The organism is Novosphingobium kalidii (genome assembly GCF_040534015.1).
GTDB classification, from domain to species: domain Bacteria; phylum Pseudomonadota; class Alphaproteobacteria; order Sphingomonadales; family Sphingomonadaceae; genus Novosphingobium; species Novosphingobium kalidii.
Window position 1 is genome coordinate 544,819 of sequence record NZ_JBEWLY010000008.1, and the last position, 13,742, is coordinate 558,560.

10 protein-coding genes are annotated in these 13,742 nt (G+C 61.2%); 3 read left to right on the forward strand and 7 right to left on the reverse strand.

The window, feature by feature from the left end; translation table 11 throughout:
* Window positions 1–16 precede the first annotated feature (16 nt).
* Together ABVV53_RS05745 and ABVV53_RS05750 are read left to right on the forward strand one after the other, a co-directional pair.
* On the forward strand, window positions 17–2,836 hold the full coding sequence (locus ABVV53_RS05745) for a TonB-dependent receptor domain-containing protein (protein WP_353983411.1): 2,820 nt from the start codon (window positions 17–19) through the stop codon (window positions 2,834–2,836).
* Entirely contained in the window at window positions 2,836–5,058 is a 2,223-nt protein-coding gene (locus ABVV53_RS05750; protein WP_353983412.1) for a PKD domain-containing protein, read from the forward strand. The genes ABVV53_RS05745 and ABVV53_RS05750 overlap by 1 nt, the downstream gene beginning before the upstream one ends.
* A gap of 460 nt (window positions 5,059–5,518) precedes the next feature.
* Here ABVV53_RS05750 and ABVV53_RS05755 read toward each other — a convergent pair whose 3' ends face one another.
* The 3 genes from ABVV53_RS05755 to ABVV53_RS05765 are packed head-to-tail and all read right to left on the reverse strand — an operon-like array spanning window position 5,519 to window position 7,082.
* Window positions 5,519–5,857 (reverse strand): TfoX/Sxy family protein, encoded by a 339-nt coding sequence (locus ABVV53_RS05755; RefSeq protein WP_353983413.1) that lies wholly within the window; start codon window positions 5,855–5,857, stop codon window positions 5,519–5,521.
* A 6-nt stretch (window positions 5,858–5,863) separates the two neighbouring features.
* Window positions 5,864–6,253 (reverse strand): VOC family protein, encoded by a 390-nt coding sequence (locus ABVV53_RS05760; protein WP_353983414.1) that lies wholly within the window; start codon window positions 6,251–6,253, stop codon window positions 5,864–5,866.
* A 52-nt stretch (window positions 6,254–6,305) separates the two neighbouring features.
* Entirely contained in the window at window positions 6,306–7,082 is a 777-nt protein-coding gene (locus tag ABVV53_RS05765) for a helix-turn-helix domain-containing protein (protein ID WP_353983415.1), read from the reverse strand.
* Window positions 7,083–7,217: 135 nt separating this feature from the next.
* Here ABVV53_RS05765 and ABVV53_RS05770 point away from each other — a divergent pair, with 135 nt between their 5' ends.
* A complete protein-coding gene (locus ABVV53_RS05770) occupies window positions 7,218–7,538 on the forward strand; it encodes a hypothetical protein (RefSeq protein WP_353983416.1) in 321 nt (106 codons plus the stop codon).
* A 347-nt stretch (window positions 7,539–7,885) separates the two neighbouring features.
* On the opposite strand, the gene ABVV53_RS05775 is transcribed toward ABVV53_RS05770, so the two are convergent.
* The 4 genes from ABVV53_RS05775 to ABVV53_RS05790 form a co-directional block, all read right to left on the reverse strand.
* Complete coding sequence (locus ABVV53_RS05775) at window positions 7,886–8,755, reverse strand: LLM class F420-dependent oxidoreductase (RefSeq protein WP_353983417.1); 870 nt, start codon at window positions 8,753–8,755, stop codon at window positions 7,886–7,888.
* Between the two features lie 176 nt (window positions 8,756–8,931).
* The gene (locus ABVV53_RS05780) at window positions 8,932–11,634 is read right to left on the reverse strand and encodes a TonB-dependent receptor (protein WP_353983418.1); all 2,703 of its coding nucleotides are present in this window, start codon (window positions 11,632–11,634) and stop codon (window positions 8,932–8,934) included.
* 117 nt (window positions 11,635–11,751) lie between these two features.
* Window positions 11,752–12,807: a FecR family protein gene (locus ABVV53_RS05785; RefSeq protein WP_353983419.1), complete on the reverse strand. Its 1,056-nt coding sequence runs from the start codon at window positions 12,805–12,807 to the stop codon at window positions 11,752–11,754.
* The gene (locus tag ABVV53_RS05790) at window positions 12,804–13,313 is read right to left on the reverse strand and encodes an RNA polymerase sigma factor (protein WP_353983420.1); all 510 of its coding nucleotides are present in this window, start codon (window positions 13,311–13,313) and stop codon (window positions 12,804–12,806) included. The genes ABVV53_RS05785 and ABVV53_RS05790 overlap by 4 nt, the downstream gene beginning before the upstream one ends.
* Between the last annotated feature and the right edge of the window lie 429 nt (window positions 13,314–13,742).

Here is a 13,742-nt window from a genome sequence, read left to right on the forward strand (position 1 = left end):
AAAAGGGGGAGTACTTATGCGTAGGATCGTATCGCCTCGGGCTGGTCTGCGCTCCGGAGCCGGCGCGGGCAGCATTGCCATTTCGCTTGCCATCGCTGCCAATTGCAGCCCAGCAGCCGCTCAGGTGAGCGTAGAAGATGGACGCGACGCGCAGACCCAAGTTCTCGAACAGCGCACCGTTGGCAGCTCTGCCAATATCTCTTCGGAGTCACCCGTCGATAGCGAGATCGTCGTTACCGGAACGCTTCTGCGTGGCGCGACCCCGGTCGGCTCGAACGTCATCGCGCTCGGCGCCCAGGCGATTGCCACCACCGGCGCGACCACGGCAAACGAGCTGCTCGCGACGATCCCGCAGGTCTCGAACTATTTCAATGACGTTCCGACTGCTGACCTGGGCATTGCGGTAAACCAGATCCAGATCGCGCGGCCAAATATCCGCAATATTTCCCCCCCGAATGCAGCCAGTTCCGGCACACTGATCCTGGTGGATGGGCACCGCATTGCATCATCGGGCGTCCGGCAGGCCTCGGTCGATCCCGAGGCGATCCCGACGGGCGCGATCGAGCGGGTGGAAGTGGCTACGGAAGGTGGCTCGGCAACGTATGGCGCGGATGCGGTCGCAGGCGTCATCAACTTCATCACGCGCAGGCGTTTCGACGGGCTCAAGGTCGATGCGCGCTACGGCATCGCCGACGACTACTGGCAGACCGACGCGAGCGTTACCACCGGCAAGGACTGGGGCACTGGCTCCGCCTACATCTCTTACACGTTCACGAAGAGCGACGCCCTGTTCGGCCGCGACCGGGACTTCATACGTGGGGTCAGCTATGCTGCTGAGCCGTATGTGCCGCTTGGCCGTGAATGCGACGCTCCGAACCTGTCTATTAACACCGTTTTCGTGCCTGCGAATGCCACGCTGTCCTCGGTGAACTATGCGGCTCCGGGTTTCACGCGCAACACCTTCAATGCTTGTGACACGGTCCGCGACAGCACGATAGTTCCGGCGGCGGAGCGGCATGGCGCCTTCGCCGGCCTGTTTCAAAACCTCGACGATACCACCACGGTCGATATCCGCGCCTTCTACAGCCGGCGTACCACAAAATCGTCCGACACCTTCCGCGGCGTGGTGAACATGGCCGCGACCAATCCCTTCTATGTTCTGCCTGCCGGAGTGAATCCCGCCCCCAGCGGTGGCGCGATCGCGCAACGCCAGGCGGTGAGCTTCAGCTTCGGTCCGGCGGTCGGCCGCGATACGCGGCATGCGCGAACGCTTACCGAAGTGTGGGGCTTCAACGCGGAACTGAAGAAGGAGCTGAACGACGATTGGCAGGTGCGCGCACTGGGCAACTTCAGTGGCAGCAATACCGCTTTCCAATCCCCCGGTGCCAGCACGCCGCGCCTCAACGCGGCCGGACGATCAGACGATCCTGCGACTGCGATCAATCCGTACGATATCGCTTCTACCAATCCTGCGCTGATCGCAGACCTTCTCGACAACGAGATTGCCGGGCAAGCGCGTGACACGTTGATCGACTTGCGCGCGATCGCGGAGGGGCGGCTGACAACGCTGCCGGGTGGAGAGGTCCGCATGGCCCTCGGCTATGAATTCATGCGAGACGAGTTCCAGCAACGGTATCAGACCGACATTCGTCGCGACACCTTGGGCACTTTCCCGTTCAGCATCTACAACCGCAACGTGCACTCAGTCTTCGGCGAAGTGCAGGTGCCGCTGGTGGGCGCCGACAATGCGGGCGGCATCGTGCGCAGCTTCATTGTTTCCGCATCCGGACGATACGACAGCTACAGCGACTTTGGCGATACCTTCAATCCCAAGTTCGGCGCTACGTTGAAGCCACTCGATTGGCTGTCTTTCCGCGGAAACTGGGGTACGTCGTTCACCGCGCCTACGCCGCTCGATCAGCTCGGATCACTGCAGAACCAAATCAATTCATTCAACTTCGTAGCCTTCCGGCGCCCCGGCGAAACTCCGACGCCCGGCAGCTTCACGCTCGCCCTGCAGGGCTCGCAGCCAGACTTGCAGCCGCAGAAAGCCGACACATGGTCCGTTGGCTTCGATGCCGATCCGCCAGCCATTCCCGGCTTGCATGCCAGTGTCAGCTACTACAATGTGAAGTTCAAGGATCTGCTCGCAACGCCATCGCCCAATGCGACAATTTTCACCAACTTCCCGAACAATATCACCACCAACATTACCGGCCTCTCGCCTGCCCAGCTTCGCGCTTTCGCGGCGCTGGCGCCCAATGGAGCCGCTGTGGTGGAGCCGCTCATAGCCGCGGGCACGCGGGTGTACGAGGTGGTTGACTTCCGCACGGCGAACTTCGGCTCGCTGAAAGTCAGCGGCTTAGATTTCGCGCTGAGCTATCGTCACGAGACTGGCTTCGGCAGCGTCGATCTCGGCGCAAATGGCAATTACCAGCTCAAGCGCAAGGAGCAGGCGAGCGCAGACGCACCGGTGGTCGACGTACTACGTACCGAGAACCCCAAGCTGCGGCTGCAAACCATCGGCGGGATGACGATAGGCCGCACCCGACTTCAGGCGACATGGAACCACACCGGCGGCTATGACATCGAGCCGACCGCGTCGATTCCGGTGCAGGACCGCGTGGGCGCGTTCAACACGGTCGACCTGTTCGTGAAGTACGACATCCCCGGCAAAAGTGCTTTGCTGAGCAACCTCAGCTTCTCGCTGAACGTGCGCAACGTGCTCAACGAAGAGCCACCGATCCTGCGCCGCAACAATCCGAATGAGAACGGCTATGCGAACGGCTTTACACTGGGGCGCCTGTTCATTCTTGGAGTCAGCAAGCAATTCTGATGAACACCGAATTCTTCAAGCATCTGTTTCAAGCTCCCAACTGGGGAAACCTTATGATCTACAGCCATCGCCGTTCACCAAGCGAACATCGCACCTATAGACCTCTCGCGCTCGTCATTGCGCTGGCGACCGGGTTCTCGACGCCCTTGATTGCCGCCGAGCCGCCATCCCCGAAAGTGGGGCCGGTCAGCAAGAACACGCTGTACTCGCCCGATAGTGACCCCACGTTCGCGCAACCCTACATCGACGTAGACGAATGGCGCGACGCCCCCGTCAGACACCGCTACGTGCATGGCGGCTTCAAGGGAACGGATACGCGATTCTCGTTCTACTTCCCCCCCAAAGCGCAATATCAAGGCCGCTTCTTTCAGCACATCACCCCGGTGCCCGACAGTGAGAACCTGGCGCAGAAGGCCAAACCGGGCGAGTTCAACAAGATCGGTTCCGCCTTCGAGAGCGGCGCCTATTTCATCGAGACCAACGGCGGCGGGCAAATCGATCTGACCAGGGGCGCCAACGTGCTCAAGGATCCTACGATCACCGCTTACCGCGCCAATGCAGCAGCAGCAGCTTATTCGCGCAAAATCGCATCGCAAATATACGGCGGCAAGCGCCCCTTCGGCTATGCCTACGGCGGCAGCGGCGGCGGTTATCGCACGATCGGCTCGCTGGAGAACACGACCGGCGTTTGGGACGGCGCGGTCCCCTATGTCATCGGATCGACGATGGCGATCCCCAACATGTTTACGGTGCGCATGCAGGCGCTGCGGGTCTTGCGCGACAAGTTTTCGGGCATCGTAGACGCGGTGGAACCGGGCGGCAGCGGCGATCCGTATGCCGGGCTGACGCCTTATGAGGCGTCCGTTCTGCGCGAGGCCGATCGGATGGGCTTTCCGATGAAGGCCTGGTTCGGGCACAAAACAATGGGCCTGCACGGTTTCGCGGCGCTTTACGGCGGCGTAGCCGGAGCCGATCCGACCTACTTCACGGATTTCTGGACCAAGCCGGGGTATCTCGGCCACGATCACCCGGAGTATTTCACCAAAGATCGCATCCAGCACAAAGCGAAGGTGGCGGAGGTTATCACCGCTCGCGAAGCGGCGCGCCTGGGCCTCAGCACCGATCCCTTCGCGCAGGAGAACCGTGGCGGCGTGGACAACGCTTACAAGGGCCCACCCGCAGAGGCCGAGAACGTGGTCGGGTACCGTCTGGCGAGCACGCCGCCATCGGTCTACTTTCTGGGCGGTGATCTGAATGTCGGCAGCGGCTCGGCTGCGGGCAAGCGCCTGATGCTCAGCACGCTGAAGGGTGATGTCGTCATGCTCGGCGTCGCCGACCAGCGCCTGGCCAAGCAGATCCAGCCTGGCGACGAGGTGACAGTCGACAACTCCAACTTCCTGGCGATGGAAAGCTATCACCGCCACCAGGTGCCTGGCCCCGAATTCAAGGTATGGGATCAGTTCCGCAGCGCCGATGGCACCCCGATCTATCCACAGCGCCCGATGCTGCTTGGGCCTATTTTCGTGAAGTCCACGTCGGGATCGCTTCAAACTGGCAAGTTCGAAGGCAAGATGATCGTGGCGGCATCGCTGCTCGATCGCGAGGCGATGCCTTGGCAGGCCGACTGGTACCGCAAGCAAGTGCAGAAGAACCTCGGTTCCGGCGCGACCGATAGCTTCCGGCTTTGGTACACAGATCATGCGCTGCATGGCGACGAGCCAACGGTTGAGGCGGCCAACCGCATCGTCTCGTATGTGCCGGTGCTGCAGGAAGCGCTCCGCGATGTGGCGCTTTGGGCTGAGAAGGGGATCGCTCCTCCTGCATCGACAGTCTACTCGATCGAGGACGGGCAAGTCCGCGTTCCCGCTGATGCTGCAGAGCGCAAAGGCATCCAGCCCGTCGTTGCGCTGACGGTTGACGGCGGCAAGTCGATCGAGGTCAAGGCAGGTCAGACCGTCACCTTCAACGGGAGCATCGCCGTTCCACCCGGCGCAGGTTATGTCACGTCGGCGAAGTGGGACTTCACTGGCGACGGTAGCTTTTCCGAAGCCACCAAGCTGCCTGCGAAGGCGCGCCAAGCCACAGTCTCGGCGACCCACCGCTTCGACAAGCCTGGAACAGTGTACGTCGCCCTTCGCGCCACGGCGCAGCGAGAAGGAGAATCCGGCAATCCCTATCGCCAGATTCCGAACCTTGATCGTGTGCGTGTGATAGTCAGGTGAACGATAAACAGCGAAAACTAGCCCGACAGCAGCGCGATCAATAATGTGGAATTGCCGACCTATCGAAGGATCAGGCCAGGCCAGTCTAAACAAGCTGGCATAGATCCTGAGACAGGCCGGCAACGCTGCCGATCTATCCTGTGCGCGCTACAGCGGGGTCGCGGAGCAGCCGCTGCTCTCAGCAGGAGTAAAGAGTGCGCGCCGGGGTCTTGCCGTAGTGCTTTCCGGGGAATTCGATTGCTGGTCAGAGCTGGAGGACGCCGGGTGCCATTTGCCGCTAGCCGCAACTGCCAGTCAGCGTTTACGTCTACACTCCTCCACCGTTCTCGGGAATGGCAGGAGGCGCCCAAACCCGGTCGTAGCCGCGGACTGCGCGGGTGCCCGTTAGCTGCCCTAGCTGGCTGCCGACAAACACCTGATTATCGTCATGCCCGGAAGGCAGGCAACACCAACTCGGGGGTCATGCCGTCTTGGGTTTGCTGCGCTTGGGTTTTGGAGCAGGCAACGCATCGGCGGTCGCCCGGATTAGGGCCACAAGCCAGTCAGCATCATCCCAGCGATCCGGATCGATCAATAGACTTGGCTTCGCGCCAGGATAGGGCGACACCTCAGCCACACCACCAGCCAGTTCACGGCCAGGCGCGGTGGGCTTTACGAACAACTGGTCGTCGCAAATCAGGGCAACGATCTTGCCATCGCACCAGATTCCATACTCGCCAAACATCTTTCCAGCCAAAATGCCGCTGACGCCTGCCAACTGCCCGATGATAAACTCGACCGTGCGTTCTTGGGTCGCCATCCGTTTTCAGCCACCGACCGCTGAACAGATTTCGATTAGACAGCCATTGGGATCACGGACATAGCCAACTACTTGTCCCCAAGGCTTCTCAGCAGGGGGCTTGATCGCAGCTGCGCCAGCGGCGACCGCCGTTGCATAGGCCGTGCGCGGATCATCGGTAACAAACGCGATTTCAAATCCTGCCGCTATCTCAGTGTTACGGTTCGGGCGGATCGCGAGGCCGTTCATTTCCGCCATCGGCTCGCCAGCAAAGGCCAACACCGTCTCGCCCGTCTCCATCTCGGCATAGAGGTTGCTTTCGTGCACGAAGCGGCAGCCAAGGCCGAAAGCACGCTCGTAAAAGCCAACGGTCGCAGGCACGTCGGCGACATAGATGATGGTGTATCCGAGTTTCATAAGCTTCCGGCTAGAGCTGTGGCACGAATCCGTCTTGAAGAAATCGGACAGGTCAGATCGAAAATCCTGCAAGCACCAGATCGGGCAACCGTGCGGGGCTGACACCGCCCATTAGCCGGAACACCCGCGACATATGGGCCTGGTCGGCGTAGCCAGCCTCAATTGCCGTCGATGCAACATCGAGCCCGTGATGAAAGCGCAGACGCAGTGCACGATGGAACTGAACGACCATTGCCATCTGCTTTGGCGTCAGGCCCGTGGCACAAGATATCCGACGTCGCACCGTCCTGACATCGACTGTGTGAAGATTGGCGATATCGGCAATGGGCAGACGCCCACCCGTCACATGCAGCGTGTCGATCAGGTCTTCGGACAAAGCATCGACCATGAGCCCGCTCACGCGCTCGGCGACGAAGGCCAAAAGCCGGTCGGCGAGCTCATCGACGTTTTCGGCGGGAGCACACAAAGTCCCAAGCTCGGGTACTGCCGTTAGCGCCGCATCGCCGACAAGACTCCGATTGGCAATCATCCCGAGATCCATTCCCAGCACTCCGCGCGCAGTTCCAGGGCGTAGCCGCACGCCGACATAGCTGGTGCCTGCCGCTATCGGAGCCATGTGAAAGCGGGTTGCAGGCCCCGTCACCATCGGCGTGATCATACCCGACGGCCTCATGCCGTCTGATCGGAAGCGCAGAATGATGTCGCAGCGCCCATCGGGCAGAACGCGATGTGTGCATTCGCGATCGGCGAAGAACCTCCAAACGGCCTCTGCCGCGGACCGGTCATCGCGGGGGTGAGACGTTTCGCGGTAATCGTACGGTAGAGGCATGGAACATGGCGATTAGCAGCCATCGGCTCCTCAGGCGATCATCCGCCTCTCGCTCCATAGCTTAACGTATATCTGGGTCCGTTCTATGTGACGACCCCCAATTGCTGCCAAAAGGGATCGCGCTAAGATACCGTCATGCCTGCGGAATTGCTGATACGCCGAATTGAAGAATTGACGAAAGATGCTCGGCAGCGTGCCAACGCTGTTGCCTTACTGTCAGCGGTAGAGGGGTCTGCCCTCGACGGCATCGATCACGAAGACATCTCACTCAATCCGTTCACAAATGCGATATGCCTTGATTGGCTAGCGGGACGCGAATGGGACGAAGTTCAGGTCGAGATCTATCCCAATCACTTTGAAACTTATCTCTCGCGCGATCAAGAATTGCGCATCAATCATTGGCGGTCGGAAGCCCTTAAGGATGTAGTTGCAGAGCTTTTAGCGGGTATGGCGTAACGACCGCTTTCCACCCAATCCACGTCGTTCAGCGTCCTGATTGCGATACCAGAAACCCGCCGTTCGTTCATCTCCAAGAGCAAGCGTCCAAATGACGAGGCTTGGGACAAAGCGGTCGTTCTGACGACCCACCGTGAACGACGGATGTTGGATGAACCGGCCATTCGCAAGGCGTCGGATATAAACTCAGGAACGACAAAGGTTGGCCACGTCGTGCCTGCCAGATTCCGATCGAGCGCAGGCATGAAGCTGACATTGAAGGGCAGCGCACCCGCTGAGGGGCTCCCCCCGGCATAGCAGTCATACCGACCCACGTGATTGATCGTGAAGCGGACGGCGGTGATATTCTAAACTCGCGCTCCGACTGTGATCGCTTTCATAACTTCCGCAGCATAGTGGATGTGCTGTTCGGTCGATTGTAAGCCCATACCCGTCGTGTTCACGGCGGCATGCGTGCCCCCCGCCTCGGCCCATCGACATGCGCGGGCGGCAACATCAGCGGGTGACTTATCGCGTAGCATGTTGCACCGCGCTTCGAAGGGCTCGTCGTTCCGGCCGAAGTCCGCAAGCAACTCCCGCAGTCGGGCGAACTGCGCAAGGGCGTCCGCTGCTCCATCGGCAAAGATGAAGCCGTCGCCCACTTTTGCTGCTCGCCGCAACGCCACTTCAGCGAACCCACCCAGCAGAATCGGTATCGGGCGAGCAGGTCGAGGATTGAGAGCCACCCTGTCGGCGTTGTCGAAGGTTCCTTCGAAGCTCAATAGCGGGTCACGCCAGAGGGCTCGCAAAAATGCTATCTGCTCGTCCAGGCGCCTGCCGCGACTCTTGAAGTCTTCACCGAGCACATCGTACTCTACGTAGTTCCACCCTGTTCCCACGCCAAGCGTCAAGCGCCCACCCGACAGCAGATCCACATCAGCAGCCTGGCGCGCAACCAGCGCGGTCTGCCGCTGCGGCAGGATCATGACCCCTGTGACAAGTTCAAGCCGAGTAGTGATCGCTGCAACGTGCGAAAACATGACGAACGGGTCATGGAAGGGGTGGTGCTCGGTGTAGGGGCCCCGTAGCTTCGGCTCACGATCGTGACTGGCACCTAATACATGATCGTAGCTGAGCAGGTAGTCGTATCCGAGTTCCTCAGCCGCCCGCGCGATCTGCCGCACTGCGGCTGGATCACCCGCGAGCTCCGTATGAGGGTAGATTAGCCCAAGCTTCAAGTTAGTTTCTCCCGGTCAGTTTGCCACCGTGGCCCTTCAGCGAATGGCGCCACATCACCCGCGCCCCAGGAGGATGTCGCAAGTTTACCCTCCAGTTGCTCCGCTTTGATCGACAATCCGAGCCTCGCCGTCCGGGAATACTCGAGAGGGTAGGAGTACTCCGTTGGCGGCACTGCTCACCTTCCCCCGAACAAGGAATTGCGCACGGTGAGCTGCAACAGCACGGAACGGGGGGACCCAGGTACGCCCAGCAGGTCGGCGCTTGTGGTCGAGGTTGTGCCAGTCCCGGTGCCGGTGAAAGCCAGTGTTCCTCCGGTTGCGGTATAAAGCCTGTTGGTGAGGTTGCGCCCGATCAGGCTGAGCTCCCAACTCCGATTCAAACCACCGTAGATCCCGATGCTGCCATTGAGCAGCCAGTAGGCGGATTGCACGGCGCGCGGATTGGCCTCCGTCTGGTAGGGGTATGCGCTGCTGTAAAGCGCATCGAAGGAAAGGACCCCGCCTAGATTGTCGGAAAACTCTCGATCGTACGTGAAGCCGCCGCTGAGGGCCCATTCGGGTGCGCGCGCGAGGCGCTGACCAGACTGATCCTGTCCATTGTACGGAGTTGCCGCCGTACCGAACGTGGAGGGATCGGCGAGTGGATTGCGCGGATTGAGATTGCAGCCTTCACTTACTGATTGGCCGGCGTAGCAACCCCCGATGAAACGCGTGTAGCGCGCATCGTTGTAGTTCACGCTGCCACGCAGCTCGAGCCCCGGCGCCACATCGGGCCGCGCGGTAGCGCTGAGTTCGACGCCTCGCACACGCGCGGCCCCGGCGTTCTGAACCGTTTGTGTGAACGCACGCTCGTCCCATCGGGAAAGCTGGAGGCCCCGATATTTGAACTGATAGCCGATAAGGTCGAAGCTGATCTGGCGATCCGCGATGTAGCCCTTGACTCCGACTTCCCCGCCGCGGGCTGTCATCTGGTCAAACGACAGGTTGCGGGCGGCAAGCGTGGGGAACGCGGGGGAGCGCAGCTGCGTCGGGAGCGTGTTGAACCCGCCCGAGGTGAACCCCTCACGGTAAGCTGCGTAGACGGTGAGGTCACGCAACGGCTTGTAGCTTAGCGTCACCTCTGGCGAAAAGTCATCGAAGCTACGCCGCGGATTGAGTATCGTGAACGGCGTGAGGTTGACGGTACCCGTCAGCGCCTTTCGCTCCCATGATTGCCGCGCGCCGGCGGCGAGTTCGAGCTGTTCGCTGAGGTCCACCCGCACTTGGCCGAAGACGGACACCGCCTGCGTATCCTGATCGTAAGCTGTGGCAGCGATCAGCGCGGGCGCAGTTGTGAAGACGTAGAACGCCTGGTCGACTGTGAAGCTTGCGTCCTGGTAAAAGGCGCCGGCCAGAAAGTTGATCGGGCCGTCGAAATTGGAGGCAAGGCGGAGTTCCTGGCTGAAGGCTGACGCGACCAAGTCATTAGACGCGCCCGTTGCGGGATTGTTCACGGAGGTGAAAGAATCCAGAGATTCCTCCTGCAGCCGGTAATAACCGGTCACCATGCTGAGCGCGAGTGTGTCAGACACGTCCAAGTCGCTCGACACCGATGCCAAGAACTGCCGCGACTTGGTGAATGGCGTGCCATCTTGAAATGAGGGATGCAGCGCCGCGACGCTGGGCGGTAGCGCGGCGTCTATGAAGTATCGGTCGAGTTTGCAGTCGGTGGTGACGCCCAGCCCAATCTGCGGGACCCCATTGGGGCAGTAGACCGGTTGGCCGGCAGCAGCAGGACCGATGCCGTCGCGATCACGCTGGCCGTAATTGACCTTGGCCTTTACACGAAAGCTATCGTCGGGCGAGCGAAAGGTCAGGGTGCCGCGCAAGAACAGGTCTTCGGAGTTGTTGCTGCTCGCGGCCGCACCCGGCGTGCGACCGGAGACTGGTACCGCCAGGTTGCGGAACCAGCCATCCTCCTTCGAGTAGAAGGCAACCACGCGCGCGCCAACACGATCAGTCAAAGGGCCGGAGACGATACCTTCGACAAAGCGCTGATCCGCGGCGAATTCGTAGCCGGTGCGCAAACGCGCCTCGAACTGGTCTCCGGGATCGGCAGAGACTAGCGAGATGATGCCGCCAGGGCTGTTCTTGCCGTAGAACAAGGCTTGGGGGCCTTTCAGGACTTCGACGCGCTGCAGGTCGAACTGACCCAGGCGTACGGCATTGCCGTAGCTGATCGGGATGTTGTCGAGGTTCAGCGTAACGGCCTGCTCTGTAGAGGGATTGGCGATGCCGGCGCCGATGCCCCGAAGACTGATCGAGCCGCCCGTCTGATTGGTGGACTCGCCGATCACGAGCTGCGGAACTCGCTCGCTGATCGCGGTCAGCGAACTGGTGGCGTAGCGGCCAAGATCTTCTCCGGAAAGAGCTGCGATAGCGACAGGCACATCGATGGCGCGCTCGTTGCGCTTGCGAGCCGTGACGACGATCTCGGGAATGCCGTGATCCTGCGCCGCGCCCACCGTCTGGTTTGTGGGTGCAGATGGCGTGGGTTGCGGTTGTTCTGCCTGTACCAGGAACGCGCCTTGCGCAGTCCGTCGGGCAACAAGGCCTGTGCCGCGCAACGCCAGTCGCAGTGCCTGCTCGGTGGAGTAGGCGCCGTGCACGGCTGTAGCGCGGCGGCCCCGCACATCGGCAGCGGCATAGACAATTTCGGCGCGAGTCTGACGGCCGATCTGCATCAGCGATGTCGCGAGCGGCTGCGCGGGTACGTCAACAGCGGCCGGAGCCGCCTGCGCTGCTGCGATCGAGCCGGTGCCTGCCCATGCTACCGCTGTGGTGACACCCAGAAGCAGACTTGCCTTGATGTCGATGCGACGTGATGCCTGTCTGGCCATCTTGTTCCCTCTCCTGTTTTGTCGGTGCTGGCTTCCCGTCAGTCACTCACCTTCCAGAACGCAGTCCCGTCAAAAACCCGCACTACGAATATTGGTGTTCGGCGGCGATGTGACGGTTTACTTGCCTGCGGGTGCTCCCCTGACAATCTGAATGCTGCCTTCCGGAAGCGAGCGCACCCGTACCGGTAGCAGCTCTGCCACGATGGCTGCGAAGCGGTGCGGCGAGCCAGTTCGAAAGATGCCGCTGACTTTAAGCTCACCCGCCTCTCGGTCCACTACGAGCGGAGTGGTCGAGTAGCGGTTCATCTCTTCAACCGCGGTTGCGAGAGGCACCTCCTCGAACTCAGCGAATCCTTCCCGCCAACGCAACTGCCGTTCCACATCGATCTTCGTCGTCACAGCTGCGCGTCCCTTGCGAGCGATCAACTCCTCGCCAGGCGTCAGCAAAACCGGCGCGACCGCCGTGCCTGCTTCCTGGTGCTCCTTGAGGCTGTCGACGAGTACCTTGCCTTCCGCCAAGATGACCTGCACCCGGTCCGGCTCGAGCCTGACGTCGAACACTGTTCCCAACGCAGTGATCTGGCGGCCACCAGCCTCGACCACAAATGGCCACCTCCGGTTCTTCGCAACCTCAAACAGAGCCTGCCCGCGTAGCATGGCGATGAGCCGGCGGTCAGCGGAATACGCCACGCGGACGGCACTGTCGGTGTTGAGAGTGATACGGCTTCCGTCGACAAGTTCAATTTCTCGCAGTTCACCTCTTGCAGTGGCAAAATCGCTCCGCTCGTACCGAACGGCGGGGACGAAGACCGGTAGCCTCTCCCGCCACGCCGGCAGTATTGCGGTGGCGAGCGCCATGAGGCCGAGGATCGTCGCAGCAGCGCCAGCGCCGACGAATTTCCAACCCGAACTGCGATGTTCGGGTTCAGCGGCTAGCGCGCCGTGGCGGATAGCCGCGACACTTGGCTCGTCACCGACGCCCTCGAACAGGTTCCAGGTCTCGCGAGCACGCTTGAAAGCTTCGCCGTGGCGCGGAGCAATGCCGAGCCACTGCTCGAACTCGGCTGCGAGGCGACCCTCGAGCCGACCCGCGTCCATCTGCACAAGCCAGAAGGCTGCGGCCTCGTCGGGACTCAGCCCCCTCGGGAAACGAGTGGCAGGAGCTCCGATCACTCTCGATCTCGCCTGCGCGTCATGTGGGTGATCGCCCGCTGCATATGCTTCTCTACCGCGCTGACTGAAATTTCCAGACGTGCGGCAATATCCTGAAACCGCATGCCTTCTAGGCGCCGGAGCACAAAGACAACGCGTGTACGCTCGGGAAGCTCCAGCAGCGCCGCGGTCGCTCGCGCAAGCCGCTCCTTTCCCAGAAGAACGTCCTCGGGTGAAAAATCCGCATCACCATGCCTTTCAGGATCGAACGCTACGTGCGCTGTTTCATGTCGGACACGCGACCGCCTCAGGCGGTCCGTCAGCACGCTGCTCGCCGTCTCGAATACGTAGGCCTGCAAGTTTTCCAGATCGGCCACATCGCCCCGCCGGATCAGGCGGACGAAGACTTCCTGAACCATGTCTTCGAGGTCCGAGGGCACGCAATGGCGGCGGCCGAAGTGCCGCAGCAGCGACGAGCGATAGCGGTCGTTGAGGATCTCGAGCGCGCGAAGATCCCGAGGTGACAAGGACGAGGCCGCGGCTATCAACTGTCGCTCCGCTTGACGATGCAGGAAGAGGTAAGCCAGCTGAGTAAGCGAGACAAGCGCACTCCGACGCAGCGGGCAAACAGGTCGCTCGGTCAGTGGATTGGCTATGACAAAAATGAAGGAGCCCCATCGTCCTCTGCTATCCCGCTCCCGCCAAACCCCCATTCAGGCGCGCTATTCCATCACAAACATCAATGCCGCGCAGCGGCTTTCTGCTTTGCGGCGCGTTGCTGCCCATCTGGTCGGTGTCAGGCGAAGGGCGGGATCTTGAGATATGGGGCCGTTCGCGCCACTGGCGTTGAATGGCGTAAGTTGGTCGAGGCTGTGTAAAAACGCGAGGCTGTGCTAGAGTTTTCCCGCATTTGCGGGAGGCTTTGGAATGGGCCGTTTCGTTCAAGGGGAAGACCG